Here is an 18,074-nt window from a genome sequence, read left to right on the forward strand (position 1 = left end):
GCGGTAAAACAAAGGGTAGCATATGACAATAACAATCACCAAAACCACTGCCTATGACGATCAAAAGCCCGGCACATCGGGGCTACGGAAAAAAGTAAGCGTTTTCCAACAACCGAATTATCTGCAAAACTTCGTCCAATCCATATTCAATAGCTTGGACGGCTTCCAAGGCGACACCCTGGTCATCGGCGGAGACGGTCGCTATTTCAATCGACAAGCCATTCAGATCATCATCAAAATGGCGATCGCCAACGGTTTCGGTAAGCTCATTATAGGCCAAGGCGGCTTATTGTCCACCCCTGCCGCGTCGAATATTATCAGGAAATACAAAGCCTTCGGTGGCATAGTTCTATCGGCTAGTCACAATCCCGGCGGACCTGACGAAGATTTTGGCATCAAGTACAACGTCGGCAACGGCGGCCCGGCCCCGGAGAAGTTCACCGATGCACTCTACGCTAATACCAAAGTTATTGCCGAATATCGGAGCGCGGAGGTTGCGGACATCGATCTGGATACGCTTGGCGAGCAACAAATCGCCGGTGTAAAGGTTAGCATCATCGATCCGGTGGCCGATTACGCCGCGTTGATGGCCGACATTTTCGATTTCGAATTGATTAAACAAAGCATTGCCGCCGGTTTGATCACGCTAAAGTTCGATGCCATGCATGCCATCACCGGTCCCTACGCCAAAAAAATATTGGAAGAGGAGCTCGGCGCGGCGCTGGGTTCAGTATTCAATGCCGTACCGCTGGAAGATTTCGGCGGCGGTCACCCTGACCCGAATCTAGCGCATGCTCATGAACTGGCCGAACTCATGCTCGGGGCGGACGCCCCGGTGTTCGGCGCGGCATCCGACGGCGATGGCGACCGCAACATGATCATGGGCGCCAACATTTTCGTCACGCCCAGCGACAGTTTGGCGATCATGGCCGCCAACGCCAAACTGATTCCGGCCTATGCCAAGGGTATCAGCGGCGTTGCCCGGTCGATGCCGACCAGCCAGGCTGTCGATCGGGTCGCCGACAAACTCAGTCTGCCCTGTTACGAAACCCCAACCGGCTGGAAATTTTTCGGCAATTTGCTCGACGCCGACAAAATCACGATCTGCGGCGAAGAAAGCTTCGGCTCGGGTTCCAACCACGTGCGTGAGAAGGACGGATTGTGGGCGGTCTTGTTTTGGTTGAACCTGATCGCCCGCAAACGCCAGCCGGTCGCCGATATCGTCCGCGAACATTGGCAAACGTATGGCCGCGACATCTATTGCCGGCACGACTATGAGGCCGTCGATAGCGATATCGCCAACGGAATATTCGACCACTTGCGCGGCCTTCTGAACGGCTTGCCCGGTAAAAGTTGGGGCGATTACACGGTCAAATACGCCGATGAATTCAGCTACACCGATCCGGTGGACGGCAGCGTCAGCAGCGCGCAAGGCATACGCATCGGCTTCGCCAACGGTTCGCGTATCGTGTTCCGTTTGTCGGGCACCGGTACGGTGGGCGCCACGTTGCGAATCTATCTGGAGCGTTACGAACGCGACGTCGCCAAACACGATCAGGATGCTCAAGAAGCCTTGGCCGATTTGATCGCGCTCGCCGAGCAGTTTTGCGAAGTCAAACGGCGTACCGGCCGTAACGCACCTGACGTGATCACCTGATTCGGCGTTTTCAGGCGCCCCGGAATTTGGGTCGGTGCCGAGCGGCGCGGTTTTCTCCTCGGGTCGAACGCGGCAAGCCGCGCTTCGGCCTGCTAACATTAACGGCCAAAAGCCGGCCGACGCAGTTGGCGGGTTAGGTATCGCCGTCGCGATTGGCGCCGGCGGCTTTGCTGTTAACGCAGCGTCGAATGCGGCGCATTCGAAGTTCGGGCGATAGAACGGGGAGGAAGGGACATGTTGGATATTTTCGGTCCAGGTAGACGGGCGGACTCGTCGATTCGAGCTTTCGCTCGATGGGTATTTTCAATTTGTCCGGCCGCGGTCCCCGATAATCCCCACGTCGTCGCGCTCTCAATCGGGCTATGCTGGACCCTCGCCGGCTTGCTGACGCTGGCTTGCGCCGGACCAGCCTGGGCCGGGAGTCCCTTTTACCTGACCGCCGAGCGCAGCTTTTCCAATACCGAGTCGCTGGCCGTACGCCTCGATTACACCGTCACCGACCAGCCCATGTTGCTTCGGGTATTGAAAGCCGACAACCTGGAAAACTTTTTGGATGGTCAATTCAATGTCAGTCGCAGTTACGAACAACCCGTTAACGAACTCAATCCGGGCCACTATTTCGCCAAGGGTCTGAATAACGCCCAATCGCCGTTGAAGCTGTTGCGCGGCCTGTTGGATGTGGAGTTCCGCAAGGCGTTGAAAGAAACCAACTTTAGCGGCTCGGTATTGACCGTCACCGAAAAACCGCTGGTCTCGGTGCCGCAACAGATTTTGGTCGCGGCGCCTAAAGGTTTTAGCGTCGTCAGGGAAAGCTATCTGGATTTGCAACGCAACGGCCGGCAAACCCACGATTTGGGTTGGTGGTTTAACGAAGACGCCTGGAGTGAAAACCGTTACAAGGTTAGGCAAGTCGCGCTCGAGCCCTTGCCCGACGGCCTATATTTATTGCAGGCCGTGCAAGGTAAAACCGAGGCGCAATGTTTGATTCAGGTCAGCAGTCTGGCGGTACAGGTCAAGCAATCCAGCGAGCAATTGCTGGTGCGGACGATGAACCGCGATCTGCAACCGGTGGCCGGCGCCAAGGTCAGCGTTCGCGACGGCCGTGGGCGTTGGCGGGCGATCCCGGGTGCTTCCGATGCCGTCGGCGAATTGCGTTTCGACAACCCCGACGGAATTCTAGACGGCAAATTGCTGGTCAGGGTCGATGCGCCGGCCGGCAAGCCGGGCGAAGCACCGCGCACCGCGCTGACCGCGACGGACTTTCTACCGACTCAGGCCAAGGACGACGCGGTGTTTGTCATGACCGACCGGCCGATCTTCAAGCCCGGCGAAACCTTTTTCTACAAGGGTATCGTCCGCAACATGCAGGATGGACGGTTGCAAATACCGGCGTTTCAATCCAGGCAAACCGACGTTTCGTTGCTGCGCGCCGACGGCAACGCCACCGGTTTGCAAGGCCAAACCCTGTTGACCGATTTCGGTTCGTTTTCCGGCAGCTTCGATTTGGACCCCGCACAGACGCCCGGCTTGTACCGCTTGCTGGCCCAGATCGACCAAAAAGCCTACGGCGGCGAATTCAGGGTGCGCGATTACATCAAGCCGACTTTTTATCTGGAATGGCTGGATCGCAGTTCCAGCGTGCAACCCGGTCAACCTTTCAACTTGAAATTCCGCGCCAAGCGCTATAGCGGCGGCGTACCGCAAAACGTCAAGTTCGAGGTGTTTCTGTACCGTAAGAAATTCGAGGTGCCGCAGTTCGTCAGCGAGGCCGGCGCCGGTTTGACGACCGGCAACGATTATTTTGGTCAGATCAAATCCGCGGCACCGCTGAGCCAGCCGCAGCGATTGTTCAGTTCGATCGAAGCGCGTCAAGCCGTCGATGCCAGCAACCCGTGGGAAACCGCCGCCAAACTGGCCGAAAACGGCGACGGCAGCTTCGAATTCACGGTGCCGGTCGAGGCTCAAGCCGATGCCAAACAGCCCAAACCCGAACAGGAATGGATTTATACCCTGATGGTGCGCGCCCAGGATACGGCCGGCGGCAGTGCGATTTTGACCGACAACCTGTACGCGACCCTGTCGGAAGCCCAGCCGGCGTTACGCTTCAATAAAACCGTCGCGGCGGTTGGCGACAACGATCTGCAACTGTTGCTGCAAACCAGCTATCCGGACGGCAAACCCGCCGCCGGGGCCGGTGGCGTGGTCGATGTTTTGATCGACCAACCCGGTTCGGTTAAGCGCGGTCTGGTCAAACTGGAATTCCAAACCGACGAACGCGGCCAGCAAGTATTGACGATCCCGGCCCTGCAACAATACGGTCGCTTGTCGGCGGTCGCCCGCTTGGAAACCTTGGCCGGCAGATTGATGAACCATGCCGCGGAGTCGCAAGCGGCAACCTTGATTGTCGCCGGCAGCGGTGGCGAAGCGGTGGCGGACAATCCGGAACTGGAGTTGTACACGCCGACCACTATTCTCAGCCCCGGCGAGCAAGCCAGGATCTTCGCGCTGCTGCCCAAGGCCTGGGGAAATAACGAGCGCGGGGCAATCTGGGAAACCGTGGCGGGTGCCAAGTTGTTCGATAGCCGTAGCGCTCAGGTGCAAGGCCGCAGTCGATGGTTCGACGTGACCGCCAAACCCGAATTTGGTACCGGCTTTTACCATACGGTGACCGTGCCGGTGGCTGGCGGCAAATTTAAGGAACAGACGCTGGGTTTCAGAATCGTGCCGTGGGACAAGCGTTTGCAAATCGCCATCGAACCGGCCCAAGCCGAAGCCGAGCCGCTGAAGCCGACCCAAATCAAACTTCAAGTCAAGCGCGCCGACGGCACGCCGGCCGCCGACACCGAATTGGCGGTGTCCATTGTCGATCGCGCCGTTTACGCGGTGCAAGCTGAATTCCGGCCCGGCATTTTCGACTTTTTCTACCCGCTGCAACGCAGCAATTTATCCACTTTTTACTCCGATGACCTGCAAGGCTACGGTTACGCCGATTTGTTACGCAAACCCAATTTCGCGCTGAGTGCCTTGAAAAGTCAAAGCAAGCTGGCGAAGAAAGCGATGCGCGATACCGCCGGCTGGTTTCCGCATGTCGTTACCGATGCCAACGGGGTTGCCGCTATCGATGTCGATATGCCTGCCAACGTCACCGAATGGCTGGTCACCGCGATCGCCAGCGACAAGGACGGCCGGCTCGGCGAAACGACCGGCCAATTTCGCACCAAGACCGACATCGCCGTCGATACCGTCGGCCCGCAATTTTTGCGTGGCGGCGACGAAGTCGAATTGGCCGTGAAGTTGACCAACCACTTGGCCGATCCGGTTAAGCTGACCGGCGATCTGAGTCTTTCGGAATCGCTGCAGCGACAAAGCGGTGAGCTTGCCTGGGCGGCCGAACTGGCCGGCAAGGCCGAACAACTGTGGCCGCTGCGTTTACGGGCGGCCGTCGAATCCGGCAACGCGTCCCTGAGGGTGAGCTTGACCGCGCCGGCGCCGGTCAAGGTCGGTGGTACCGAGACCTTCGATCTGCCTATTCAGCCGGCCGCGCTACCGCAAGTCTATGCAGCCGAACGCCGCGATGGCGGTTTGCATTTCGATATTCCGGAACCAGCCCAAGCCAAGCAACTGACGGTGCGGGTCAATTCCGGCTTGCTCGGCGCGGCCTTGCAAGCAGCGGCCATGCTGGCGCAATACCCTTACGGCTGTACCGAACAATTGGCGCATAGCACGGTGCCGAATCTGGTGCTGCTGGACTTGATCGAGCGGGCCGGTTTGAAAGCCGAGCAACTCGGACCGCTCGAAAAGCCCTTGCAGCGTGCCAAGCAAAATGCCGCTCTGGGTATCCGCAAATTGATACAAAACCAAAAAGCCGACGGCGGTTTCGGATTGTGGCCCAACGACAGCGCCGCGAGTGTACCGGTTACCTTGATTGCGATGCAGGCCTTGAAATACGCCGAAGAACTGAAGATCGACGGCGCCGCCTCCGCCTACGGGAAAGGCGTGGTCTGGCTGGAGCGACAGGCCGCCAGCAACCAAGCTTCGGACGGTTTTACGCTGGCCGGCTACACCGCCGCCACTTATATTTACCAAGGCCCATGGCAACAGCAGGCCGATTTCGTCGCCCGAGTGTATGCCGACGATCGGGCCGGCATCGCCGACTTGACCGCCGCGCTGCGCTTGGTGACCGCCTATCGAACCATTAGCTGGCACAGTTTCAATCAAGCCTTGCAGGACAAATCCGATCTGCAAAAACGCTTGGTTACCCGCTTGCAACAAGCCTTGGACGCGATTGATCCGGGTACTTATCAGTCCTCGCGCGGCGAGTTGTATGGCCGATTGGGTTTTGGCTTCGGATTGCCCAGCGTGGTTTCCGAAGGACTAGGTGTTTTGTTTACGGCCGGTGAACTACCTCAGGCTCTGGAAACCAAACTCAAACGCCTGCTGCTGCAAACTCAGCAACACGGCTATTGGACTTCGACTTACGACACGGCCCAAGTGATCTTCAACACCCGCGAACTACTCAGCAAGGAAGCCGCCGCCGCGCAAAACGCCAAGGCAAGGTCCTTGAAAGCCAGCGCGGCCGGCCGCGTGCTGGGTAATTTGAATCGAATACCCGGCGGTTATCTGGGGCGTTTCGACTCATTGCCGGCGGCCGGCGAACTGACCGACATCCGCATCGCCGAGTTAAACGACACCGACGTGGCCTCGGCCAGCTTGCAAGTCGATGTGCCGTATCCGGCGGTTAGCGCTCGCGCGGCCGGTCTGACCGTCGAGCGGGCTTTTCGCCGCATCACGTCGAGCGGCAACGAATCGATCGACTTGAACCAGCCGCTAAGCCTCGGCGATGTGGTGATCAGCGAACTCCGAATCAAGCGGAACGACGAGCCGGGTCGTTTGCCAACCGGCAGCGAATTCGTCGTCGTCGAAGATGGAATTCCGGCGTTGGCGGAAGGCCAGGAGAACGACCAAACCTACTTGGCCGACGCCAAATTGCAAGCCAGCGACGACAACTATTGGGCCAACGTCAAGGAAACCCAGCGCTACCCGGACCGCATCGTTCGCGTCGCCAAGCTACAACCCGGTGGGGATTTAACCTTATACCAAGTTTGGAAAGTCGGCCGTCCCGGTAATGCTGCGATACCGCCGGCCAGCGGCTTCGACATGTATAACGAGGCGGTCAGGGGGAATAGTCCGGCCGGAAGAGTGACTGTAAGGTAGGGAGGATGCCGTTAGGCGATACGTCGATTGTCTGTGTACGGAAGACGGAATTGCTAATGCGTTCCGCCTTCCGAGTAACACCTAGCCTCGATCTACCGAGACCGTTTGTTGCCGAACCTTAAATCCGCAAAGTCCCAATACAGACGCAAATAACCAGAAAGCGGCTGGGACCGGTACCACGGCTGCCGTCGCATTGATCTGATATGTGGACCCGCCGCCGTAAATAGCCACGCCAACCGGAAAAAAAGCATTGAAGCTGATGGAGCCGTTTTGTAGTTGTCCTACGATAGAAGGAAAGCTCCCAATGGCATAACAAGAACCGCCGTATGGGAAGTATGCACAGGGGTTGCCGCCACCGGAAAAAGCAGGACCCGTAAGCTGGCTATTGATGAAATCCGGCATTTGAAAACCGCTTGGCAGGTTACTTGTAGACAGGTTGAGATTGCTGATGGTCAGCCAAGTGTTGCTACTTCCATCCAGAGTCCAGACAGTAGCATCAAACGAGCCGCTCAGCTAATAATTGACTGTGGGTGACATGCCGATTTCAAACGAAATCGTCCCAGGGTTATAAGCCAGGGAACTGGTTGCGGAGTTGATTACAAACTTTTCGCTATCCAATATTGTGGCACCAGTTACCACTTTTCCGGCATGAACGTTGTCAATCATTGCCAACAAGCTGGCGGCGAAACAGATATTACGAAACAAAATACTTGTGCGGGGATGCATCATTTTTCCTTGTACTTTTGAAATAGAAAATGGTTTCAAGCGCCGTTATCTTCGCTACAACACGCTGGCTTTCCAGCGGAGCTCGGCCGATAGGTTCAGAAGCAGGTTTAGTCGAGCGAGCTGGATTCTAACATCATTCATTATTTGTATTGAGTATTATCCATTTTGGTGGAAGCCGATAGAAGACAGCCCGCGTAGTCGCGTTTAGCGACGCGTAATCGCGGGAATGAAGCATTTTTGCCAGGACTTGACGCTTAAATCTCGGTTACGCTTCGCTAACCGAGGTTGCGGGGAAAGTTAAACAAAAGGGTTGAGTAGCTGTAAACCGTTTATGTTTAAACCATGATGCATATCTTCCGAGTAAATAATTCGGCAATCGGCAGCAATTGCCGAGGCGACCACCAAACTATCCCAATAGGACAAACTGAACGATTCGCGTAATTCGGAGGCCCGGCGTACATCATCCAATGTGACGGCATGTATCGGATAACGTTGCCGGAAATTTTCCACGGTTTGCCGAATCTCTTGCTCAGTGTATCCGGCTTTTCGCAGCAGATTGTTGCAGACTTCGTTTACGACTTGAGTGCTGAGAGTTACGCCGGGCTGCGCGATAACCGTTAAAGCTTGCTGGTGTTTGGGCGAACTTTCATCCATGAAAGCATAAAGCCAGACGTTGGAATCGACAAAACTGCTAACGCTCATAAACCGCTTCGCGTGGCAGGGGTTCGAATGGTTTAACCAAACGAGGCGCTAGCGGCGCTGATTCCTTGGGGTCTTGTTGTTGATCGGCGTATTTTTGCAACAAAAATTGATAAAAATCCTCCAATTCGTGCCTGGCAAAGTCCGGTAGTTTTTCTAAATTCAGTGTTTGCATACTGACCTCTCCAAGGAAGTTGATCCTGGTTGTTTACAACAACAAGCGCCGTATATCCGCCAGATTGGCTTTCAACGCTTCCATGAAGCGCGCACCCTCGGCGCCGTCGATGACGCGGTGGTCGTAGGTGATGTCCAAGGGTAGCATCAGTTTCGGTTCGAATTCCTTTCCGTTCCAGACCGGTTGCACCTTGGAACGAGTCACGCCCAGGATCGCGACTTCCGGGGCGTTGACGATGGGTGTGAACGCGGTGCCGCCGATGCCGCCCAGGCTGGAAATGGTCATGCAACCGCCCTGCATGTCGGCGGGTTTCAACTTGCCGAGTCTGGCCAGTTCGCTCATTTCGGCCAACTCGGTCGACAGTTGGAAAATGCCTTTCTTGTCGACGTCCCTTATCACCGGCACCACCAAACCGTTCGGGGTATCGACGGCGATGCCGATATGGAAATATTTCTTGAAGTACAGCTTGTCGCCTTCCGGGGACAAGGAACTGTTGAACGCCGGATACTTTTGCATCGCCGCGACCAGCGCCTTCATGATGAACACCAGGCCGGTCAGCTTGACGCCGTCCTTGCCTTGGCCGGCGTTGACGGATTTGCGGAATTCTTCCATCTCGTCGATAGAAACTTCATCATGGTAAGTCACCAGCGGCAAGTTGAGCCAGACGCGGGTTAGGTTTTGGCCGGTCAGGCGTTTGATTTTGCTCAACGGTTTTTCCTCGATTTCGCCGAACTGGCTGAAATCGACGGCCGGAATTGCTGGTATGCCGGCACCGCCGGTTGTCGCCGGCGCCGAGGTCATCACTTGCTTGACGAAGTTTTTCACGTCGTCTTGTAGGATACGTCCCTTGCGGCCGCTACCGGCGGGAATTTTGCTCAAATCGACGCCGAGTTCGCGGGCAAACAAGCGCACGCTGGGAGTGGCGTGAGGCTTGAAGCCTTCGTTGGCAACGACCGGAGCGGCAGGCGCTGGTGCCGGTTTAGCCGCTTCGGGTTTGGGCGCTTCGGCGACCGGAGCGGGAACGACTTCGGCGGGTCCCGCCGGGGCCGGCGCGGGCGCGGCCTCGGCAACCGCGGGCACGGCAGCGGCTTCACCGACTTCGACGGTGGCGATCAGGCTGCCTTCGGCGACTTTGTCGCCCGGCTTGATGTGTACGGCCTTGATGATGCCGGCCGCGCTGGACGGCAAGTCCATGGTCGCCTTGTCGGTTTCCATGACCGCCAGGGTCTGCTCGATGGCGACGACGTCGCCGGGCTGGACCAATACCTCAACGATGTCGATTTCCGGCACGTTGCCGACGTCGGGGACTTTTACTTCGATTAAAGAACTCATGTGTCGCTTTCCGTTAAATCAGCCGTTAAATCAACCAGGGCGCGGTGACGTTGGGATTGATATTGTATTTGGCGATGGCCACCTCGACTTTCGCGGCGTCGAACTCGCCACCTTGGGCCAGCGCGTGCAGCGCGGCGACGGCCACGTGGTAGCGGTCCACCTCGAAGAAACTGCGCAAATTGGCGCGGGTGTCGGACCGGCCGAAGCCGTCGGTACCCAAGACCGTGTAAGGTTGTTTGACCCAAGGCCGAATTTGTTCGGCAAAGGCGCGCATATAGTCGGTCGCGGCGACGATAGGGCCTTTGGCGCCGCCCAGGCAATGTTCGATATGCGTGGTACGCGGCTTTTCTGTGGGATGCAGTCGATTCCAGCGCTCGCAGCTTTGGCCGTCGCGCGCCAGTTCGGTGAAACTGGGGCAACTCCACAAGTCGGCATCGACGCCCCAATCGTCGTGGAGTAATCCGGCGGCTTCGATGACCTCGATAAAGATGGTGCCGGAACCCAGCAGTTGCACGCGCGGCTTTTTACTGTTCGGGCCTTTCTTGAACAAATACATGCCCTTCAGAATATCGGCTTCCGAACCTTCGACCAACGCGGGTTGATCGTAGTTTTCGTTCATCAAGGTGATGTAGTAGAAAATGTCTTCCTGTTCGACATACATCCGGCGCAAGCCGTCGTGGACGATCACGGCCAGTTCGAAGGCGAAGGTCGGATCGTAGGAATAGCAGTTGGGCACGGTCGCCGCCACCAAATGGCTGTGGCCGTCTTCGTGCTGCAAGCCTTCGCCGTTCAAGGTGGTGCGACCGGCGGTGCCGCCCAGCAGGAAGCCGCGGGTGCGTTGATCGGCGGCGGCCCAGATCAAATCGGCGACGCGTTGGAAACCGAACATCGAGTAGTAAATGAAGAACGGAATCATCGGCACGCCGTGGGTCGAATAGGCGGTACCGGCCGCGATCCAGTCGCACAGGCCGCCGGCTTCGTTGATGCCTTCCTGCAACACTTGGCCGTGCTTGTCTTCCTTGTAGAACATCAGTTGTTCGGCGTCTTGCGGCGTGTAAAGCTGACCAACCTGCGACCAAATGCCGAGCTGGCGGAACATGCCTTCCATGCCGAAGGTGCGCGATTCATCCGGCACGATGGGGACGACCCGCTTGCCGATTTGCTTGTCCTTGACCAGGATGTTGAGGATACGGACGAAGGCCATCGTCGTTGAAATCTCGTGACCTTCGCCGGTGCCTTCCAGCAGGGCTTTGAAGGCCGGCAGAGCCGGAATTTCCAGAGGATAGGATTTAGGGCGTCGCGCGGGCAAATAGCCGCCCAGATCGACGCGGCGTTGCCGCAAATATTTGAGTTCTTCGGAGTCTTCCGCGAAGCGGATATAGGGCAAATTGGGTAGTTCTTCGTCGCTGATCGGCAATTGGTAGCGGTCGCGGATGGCTTTGATCGACTCCAGACTCATCTTCTTTTGCTGATGGCTGGTGTTTTGCGCCTGACCGGAATCGCCCATGCCGTAACCTTTGATGGTTTTGGCCAGAATCACGGTCGGCTGGCCTTGGTGGTTGGCCGCCGCGTTGTAGGCCGCGAAGACCTTGATCGGGTCGTGACCGCCGCGATTCAGTTCCCAGATATCGCGGTCGGTGTAATCCTTGACCAGTTCCTTGAGTTCCGGCGTATTGAAGAACTTCTCCCGGACATAGGCGCCGTCCTTGGATTTGAAAGTCTGGTAGTCGCCGTCGACGCATTCCATCATGCGTTTGACCACCAAGCCGTCCTTGTCGCGCGCCAGGATGGCGTCCCAGCGCCGGCCCCAGATGACTTTAATGACGTTCCAGTTGGCGCCGCGGAAGTTGCCTTCCAATTCCTGAATGATCTTGCCGTTGCCGCGTACCGGGCCGTCCAGACGTTGCAGGTTGCAGTTGACGACGAAAATCAGGTTATCCAGTTTTTCGCGGCCGGCCATGCCGATCGCGCCCAGGGTTTCCGGCTCGTCGGTCTCGCCGTCCCCAAGGAAGGCCCACACTTTCCGGCCGTCGGTATTGGTCATGCCGCGATCCTGCATGTAGCGCATGAAGCGGGCTTGGTAAATCGCCATGATCGGCCCCAGCCCCATCGACACGGTCGGAAATTGCCAGAATTCCGGCATCAGCCAGGGATGCGGATAGGACGACAAGCCGTTGCCGCCGACTTCCTGGCGGAAATTGTCCATTTGCGCCTCGCTCAAGCGCCCCAGCAAGAAGGCGTGGGCGTAAGTCCCTGGCGCCGAATGGCCTTGCGAGAAAATCAGGTCGCCGCCGTGCTTGTCCGAAGCGGCGTTCCAGAAATGGTTTTGGCCGACGTCGTACAAGGTAATCGCCGACGCGAAGCTGGCGATATGGCCGCCGACATTGGTGTATTTGTTGGCGCGCAACACCATCATCATCGCGTTCCAGCGCACGTAGGAGCGGACGGTGCGTTCGATATCGGTGTTGCCGGGATACTTCGGCTGCTTATCGACCGGGATCGTGTTGATGTAGGGGGTGTTGGCGGAGAAGGGTATATCCAGACCGGATTGCCTGGCGGTTTCAAGCAGGGTTTCGATCAGGTAGCTGGCGCGGTCGCTGCCTTCCTTTTCGATGACCGCCTGTAGCGCCTCCATCCATTCCTGAGTTTCTGCGGGATCGATATCGTGTTTGCCGGCAATGTCGGTATTGTTGGTCATTTCGGAACCTGGAATAACGTGGGATGAGCTTAAAAAGGATACCCGAAATGGTCGGCGCAAGCATGTTTTTTTGGGAGGCTTTCGGCCAATTTGTTGGCTTTGCGCCGCGATCGAAAAATCGCAATCGGCGGCGGCTTGCCGCTTGCGGACCGATACCGAACATTCCGTATCGTAAAGAGACGAGTTTCCCATTCGTCCAGTGGCCTGCCGAGCGCGGATCGCGTAGAATTGGACCATCCTTTTTAGTCATGGGTAAGTCCTTATGCAGACCACGTTATCCAAACTCTTCGCCTTGCTGGGAATGGCCTTCGCCGCTTCTCACGCGAATGCCACCACGGTTACCTACACCCCGCCCAACCAGGTTACCTACACTTCTGAAGTCTTCTCGCCGAGCAATACCGCCAGAACCTTCGACTTCGAAATTCCAGAAGCCGTCATCGCCACCTTCATTGATGGCGTGTTCACGATCAGCGCCACCGGCGATTACACGATCGACGCCGCCAACGAATCGGTCAACGCCGTCGTGCTCGACAGCTACGTCCCCGGCGACGATTACTATCTTTACGATTGGGATGCGCGGCCGCAAACCGGCTACGGCACGGCCACCGAATTGGGCGCCGAGGGCGGCGACATTTCTTGGGTACGTTGGACCAGAAGTTTCGATATCAGCGGCGACGACATCGTTAACTGGACTCAGGACGGTCGGGTTGTGATTCGATTGACCTTGTCCGATGGGGTCGATCTGGATTTGTTCAACAGCGGCTTGTCCGACCAATTTCCGCCATCCTTGCAAGCGACGCTGACTTATTCGGTGGCTGCGGTACCTCTGCCGGCCGCGACTTGGCTGTTTACGACCGGCTTGCTCGGTGTGTTGGGCGTTGGCGGACGCCGGCATTTGATTTAGCGTTATGCTGTCAGCATAAAAAAACCGGCGCGAGCCGGTTTTTTTATGCCTGGAGGTTTCGATTTTACGGCGTGGACAGCGCGTGCAAGCTATCGGGGTGTTCCAATACGCTGGCCGGGGTTTGCAATTGTGTCGTGAGCAAGGCCCCGGTATCGACGGTAAAGCTGCCGGTCACGCTGTCGCCGTCGCCATCGGTCGCGGTAAAACCGAATTTCAAATCGAGCTGCTGGGTGTTGGGTAGATTCAGGTATTTCAGACCGCCAACCTCGAAACCGCCGGAGATCACCTGAATCTTCAGCGTATCGTAACCGCCGTCCACGGTGATCGCCGGCGCGTAATCGCCGCCGGCTGTCGCGGTAAAACTCACAGTCTTACTACCGACCACGGCGCCGTCGCGATAGGCGGTCCAGCGAAACGCATCGGCGCCGCTATTGGTGTTGAATTCCTGCAACTGTACCGAATTCACCAATTGTTTGACGGATACATCGAAGTTATCGACCGTTCCGAACTGGTAGGTAATCGATTCGCCCTTGTCCAGGCTGGCGTTGCCTATCCCGATGTGACCGTTGGCGACATTAAGGTCGCTGCCCGTCACCAGCAGCGAATTGCCGACCGCCACTTGCCCGGCGGGCCCGGTGCTGGTGGTGCCGAAGCCGAGCGTCACGCTATCGGCCGGGGGCAGATCCAGTACTTGGTAGAGCGTTAGCGTGTAATCGCCGATTGCGGAGCCGTTTTGCGTCGGCGTCAACGTAAACACCATCCGGTCGCTGGCATCCAATCCCTGAGGGCCTTTGTCGATGAAGGCGTAGATTTCGTCCAAGCCGTCCCCGTTGGTGTCGGCAACCGCGAAGCTGACCGCGTCGGCGTCCGACGTCAATTGCCAGGGCGCGCCGTCAGCGGAAATTTCGGGCAGGTTCAGCGTAACACTGCCCAAGCCGTCGAATCCCAAGTCGTAATCGATCAACTGCGTTAACGCTTCGCCGACGGAATCTTTCAGTTGACCGTTGGCATTGGTCACGGTGGGGCCGTCGTCGTAAACCGTTACGGTAAAATCGGTATTCGCGCTACTGCCATCGGCGGCGGTCAAGCTTGCCGAGATGTCGAATGCCAGTGGGTTGCCGCTGCCGGTGTGGGTCAACGGTTGCAGCAGAGTAAATTGATAGGTGCCGTTCTCGACCTTCACGGTGTAATGGCCGCCATCATCGGTCAATGTCTGCGTCGCCGGGTTCCAAGTGGCGCCGACGGCGGCCAACGTGACCGAAGCCGGCGCCGCGCCGTCTATCGTCAATGCTGCTGTCACGGATCGGTCGGCGTCGCTTTCGTCGACGGCCGAATCGAGCGCCGTGACCGCCGGGGCGTAATCGACGCTGACCGTGGCCGGCTCCGAACGCAAACCCAGATTATCGGCGATGGTGTATTGAATCGGGATCGGGTCGCCGATGAAGCCGGCGATCGGCGTAAATGTGATGGTGCCGGACCCGAGGTCGATGCTCCAGGTGCCCTGGCCCGCGACCACTAGCGCTTGGCCCGGCGCCGACGTGCCGACAATCTGAATACTGGTCGGATCGACGCTACCGTCCGGGTCGCTGTCGTTGCCCAATACGGTTAATGTCGCGGCGTTGCCTGGAGCTAGGCCGGAGATGCCGTCGTCGCCGGCCACCGGCGGTAGGTTGTAGTCGATACTGACCGTGGCTGGATCGGAACGTAGGCCGAGATTGTCGGCGACGCTGTATTGAATCGGTGTCGGATCGCCGACGAAGCCGGCGGCTGGGGTAAACGTGATCGCACCGCTGACGGGGTCCACACTCCACACGCCCTCCCCGGCCACCGTTAGTGACTGTCCGGGCGCGGCGGTGCCGACGATTTGCACGCTGGTCGGGTCCAGGCTGCCATCCGGGTCGCTGTCGTTGCCGAGCACGTCCAAGGTCACCGGCGTGCCGGCCGGCAATCCGCTCGAGCCGTCGTCGACCGCGATCGGCGGTTGGTTGAGCCCGCCGTCCGCGGTTGCAGGCAGGCGGCGCGGATCGAGTAGCAGGACTTGCGGGGCGATGTCGTTGAACGCCACGACCGGGCCTATCGTATCGAAGCCGTTGTTGACCGGCGCGACCGGATTTAAATAATCGATGCTGACGATGCCGTGGCCTTCATTGCCGCCGCCGGGCCCGCCGCCCGCCGCCGGTGCGCCGGCCGCGGTGGGATCTGCCACCTTGGTCGGATCCTGGCCGGCCAACAACGCGGCCTGAATGTCTTCCACGCTGGGGCCGCTGGCTTGGGCCTGGCCGTTGGCGGTTATATCGCCACCGTCCGGCAACGCGTCGCCAAGCGCCATCCGGTCGTTACCGCCCATGTCCAGACTGCCGCCGCCATCCAATGCAACCACCAGGCTGGCGCCGTCGGCGGTCTCCAAGATGTCCGTCGCGTCGATGCGGTCGCCCACCTGCAGTATGCGCCGGCCGCCGTCGGCGGAAAGCGCGGTAACGGTGCCGGTGACAACAGTAACGGTTCCTACGGCCATGAGAGCTCCTTTGAATGCCTCAGCGAAAAATCAAGCGACAATGATAAGCCATGTCGGGTTACGCGCCAGTGTCACGACGCCGAAAATTACGAACTACACGAGAGCATCGAACAACCGGCGCGTTCCTTGGCCCAATCCGGCCGCTTCGCGGCGAACCGATCGCGCTCGGGTTGCTCGGCATACGGCGCGCGCAATAAATCCAGCAACTCCCAAACCAGGCTGAAATCGCCTTGTTCGGCCAGATCGATGGCTTGTTGGGCCAAATAATTGCGCAACACGTATTTGGGATTGACCCGATTCATGATTTCGCGGCGCTCGCTTTGCGGCAGGCCGTCGCTTAACAGCCTTTTCCGATAATCGCCGAACCAGCGCTCGGCCATTTCGACGACGGCTTCGCTCAAGGTCTCGTAACTGTTTCGTTGCAACAGCTCGATAAATTCGGCATTGGCTTGCTCGTCGGCCGATCCGGCGATATCGATATCGGCCAGTTGCCTGAAGAACAGCGTCATGTCGGTTTCGGCATTCTGCAACAACTTCAACACGCGATGGGTCAGGGCCTCGTCGCCGGCTTCGGCATCGAATGCCGACAAGCCGAGTTTGGCGGCCAGCGTCGCCTGCCATTGCCGATCGAAGGTATCGGTAAAGCTTTGCAGGGCCTGCTGCAAGCCCTCGGCGCGCTTAACCAGCGGATACAAGGCGTTGGCCAGTTGCACCAGATTCCAATAGGCGATTTTGGGTTGGTTGCCGTAACGGTAGCGGCGGCCTTGGGCATCGGTGGTGTTGGGCGTCCAGTCCGGATCGTAGTTTTCCAGCCAGCCGTAGGGGCCGTAATCGATGGTCAAGCCCAGAATCGACATGTTGTCGGTATTCATCACGCCGTGGACGAAGCCGACCCGTTGCCAATGCACCACCATATCGGCGGTTTTCCGGCAGACTTCGGCGAACCATTGCAGGTAAACGGCGGTACACGGTTCGCCCAATTCCGGAAAGTCGTTGCGTATCGTGTAGTCCACCAAGGCTTTCAGCGACTCCAGGTCGTCGCGGGCGGTGAATAATTGGAAGTTGCCGAAACGAACGAAGGACGGCGCGACCCGGCACACAATCGCGCCCGGTTCCAATTGCGGATTGCCGTCGTAAAACATGTCGCGCACCACGGTTTCGCCGGTCAACACGACGCTGAGCGCGCGGGTGGTCGGTACGCCGAGATGGTGCATCGCCTCGCTGCACAAAAATTCCCGAATCGACGAGCGCAATACCGCCAGGCCGTCGGCGCTACGCGAATACGGGGTCAGGCCGGCGCCCTTCAATTGCAGGGTTTGCCGCGAGCCGTCCGGGCAGATCACTTCGCCGAGATTGATGGCGCGGCCGTCGCCCAGTTGTCCGGCCCAATGCCCGAACTGGTGACCGCCGTATCCCATCGCGAACGGCTCCATCCCGTCCGCCAGCCGGTTGCCGGCGAAGACTTGGCAAAAATCGTCGGAGCGACAGACCTCCTCGGCAATGCCCAGTTCCTCGGCCAGGTCGGCGGCGTAGGCCACTAGTCGCGGGTTCTTGACCCTGCTGGGTGTGACTTTCGAATAACAGGACGCATACACTTGGCGGCGAAAATTGTCGGGTTCCGGGTCGCCCGGCAACTCGCGGACGAATCGGTTGTCGAAGCGCAGGCTATCGAGGGGGAGGCTATCGGCTGAGGCTGGCATGGTAATCGACTCACGGGCTAAAAATTACGAATCGTTGCGCGAACCGGCTAAGATACGCGGCGTTCCGCTACTTATATCAATCAATTTCCCTATCAGGCAATGCTTATGAGAAATATCGCGAAAATATTCAGCTTGCGGGCTGTTTCCCTGGGTTCGGCCCTGATGCTTTCCGGCCTGTCGGCGCTGCCGTTGAGCGGTTGCGTCACGGTCGGTCAGGAATTCGCCGCGTCCAGAGTACCGGAAATCAAAGTCGGTCAAACCCGCAAACAGGACATCACCGAACTGTTCGGCACGCCCTGGCGTACCGGCATGGAAGACGGCCGGCCGACGTGGACCTACGGCATCTACAAATATTCGCTGTTCGGCGGCGACGACACTCAGGATTTGCTGATTCGCTTCGATAACCAGGGCGTCGTCAAATCCTACACGTTCAGCTCTACCCGGAAGTAGTTCG

At 58.2% G+C, this 18,074-nt stretch carries 12 protein-coding genes; 4 read left to right on the top strand and 8 right to left on the bottom strand.

Going from position 1 to position 18,074, the window contains the following annotated elements; genetic code table 11:
- The first annotated feature begins 22 nt into the window (after positions 1-22).
- Both BJL95_RS18615 and BJL95_RS18625 read left to right on the top strand, forming a co-directional pair.
- Positions 23-1,657: an alpha-D-glucose phosphate-specific phosphoglucomutase gene (locus BJL95_RS18615; protein ID WP_071160104.1), complete on the top strand. Its 1,635-nt coding sequence runs from the start codon at positions 23-25 to the stop codon at positions 1,655-1,657.
- 234 nt (positions 1,658-1,891) lie between these two features.
- On the top strand, positions 1,892-6,871 hold the full coding sequence (locus tag BJL95_RS18625; protein WP_083386158.1) for an MG2 domain-containing protein: 4,980 nt from the start codon (positions 1,892-1,894) through the stop codon (positions 6,869-6,871).
- An 81-nt stretch (positions 6,872-6,952) separates the two neighbouring features.
- Here the strand turns inward: BJL95_RS18625 and BJL95_RS24845 are convergent, their stop codons facing one another.
- From BJL95_RS24845 to aceE, 6 genes are all read right to left on the bottom strand, one after another.
- Positions 6,953-7,273, bottom strand: a complete 321-nt coding sequence (locus BJL95_RS24845) for a hypothetical protein (RefSeq protein WP_139306328.1) — start codon at positions 7,271-7,273, stop codon at positions 6,953-6,955.
- 111 nt (positions 7,274-7,384) lie between these two features.
- Positions 7,385-7,636: a hypothetical protein gene (locus BJL95_RS18630; RefSeq protein WP_139306329.1), complete on the bottom strand. Its 252-nt coding sequence runs from the start codon at positions 7,634-7,636 to the stop codon at positions 7,385-7,387.
- A gap of 258 nt (positions 7,637-7,894) precedes the next feature.
- On the bottom strand, positions 7,895-8,299 hold the full coding sequence (locus BJL95_RS18635; protein ID WP_071160108.1) for a PIN domain-containing protein: 405 nt from the start codon (positions 8,297-8,299) through the stop codon (positions 7,895-7,897).
- Positions 8,289-8,471, bottom strand: a complete 183-nt coding sequence (locus BJL95_RS18640; protein WP_071160110.1) for a hypothetical protein — start codon at positions 8,469-8,471, stop codon at positions 8,289-8,291. The genes BJL95_RS18635 and BJL95_RS18640 overlap by 11 nt, the downstream gene beginning before the upstream one ends.
- Before the next feature lie 33 nt (positions 8,472-8,504).
- Entirely contained in the window at positions 8,505-9,803 is a 1,299-nt protein-coding gene (aceF, locus tag BJL95_RS18645) for a dihydrolipoyllysine-residue acetyltransferase (protein ID WP_071160112.1), read from the bottom strand.
- A gap of 25 nt (positions 9,804-9,828) precedes the next feature.
- The gene (aceE, locus tag BJL95_RS18650; protein WP_071160114.1) at positions 9,829-12,501 is read right to left on the bottom strand and encodes a pyruvate dehydrogenase (acetyl-transferring), homodimeric type; all 2,673 of its coding nucleotides are present in this window, start codon (positions 12,499-12,501) and stop codon (positions 9,829-9,831) included.
- A gap of 262 nt (positions 12,502-12,763) precedes the next feature.
- Here aceE and BJL95_RS18660 point away from each other — a divergent pair, with 262 nt between their 5' ends.
- Positions 12,764-13,405 carry a hypothetical protein gene (locus BJL95_RS18660; RefSeq protein WP_071160118.1) on the top strand — a complete coding sequence of 214 codons (642 nt, stop codon included), beginning with the start codon at positions 12,764-12,766 and terminating at the stop codon, positions 13,403-13,405.
- A gap of 64 nt (positions 13,406-13,469) precedes the next feature.
- Here the strand turns inward: BJL95_RS18660 and BJL95_RS18665 are convergent, their stop codons facing one another.
- Both BJL95_RS18665 and BJL95_RS18670 read right to left on the bottom strand, forming a co-directional pair.
- Entirely contained in the window at positions 13,470-15,920 is a 2,451-nt protein-coding gene (locus BJL95_RS18665; protein WP_071160120.1) for a retention module-containing protein, read from the bottom strand.
- Between the two features lie 86 nt (positions 15,921-16,006).
- The gene (locus BJL95_RS18670) at positions 16,007-17,620 is read right to left on the bottom strand and encodes a YdiU family protein (RefSeq protein WP_071160121.1); all 1,614 of its coding nucleotides are present in this window, start codon (positions 17,618-17,620) and stop codon (positions 16,007-16,009) included.
- Positions 17,621-17,725: 105 nt separating this feature from the next.
- On the opposite strand from BJL95_RS18670, the gene bamE reads away from it, so the two are divergent.
- A complete protein-coding gene (gene bamE, locus BJL95_RS18675; RefSeq protein ID WP_071160123.1) occupies positions 17,726-18,070 on the top strand; it encodes an outer membrane protein assembly factor BamE in 345 nt (114 codons plus the stop codon).
- Positions 18,071-18,074 lie beyond the last annotated feature (4 nt).

The sequence above is a fragment of the Methylomonas sp. LWB genome (assembly GCF_001856095.1).
Taxonomy (GTDB): Bacteria; Pseudomonadota; Gammaproteobacteria; order Methylococcales; family Methylomonadaceae; genus Methylomonas; species Methylomonas koyamae_A.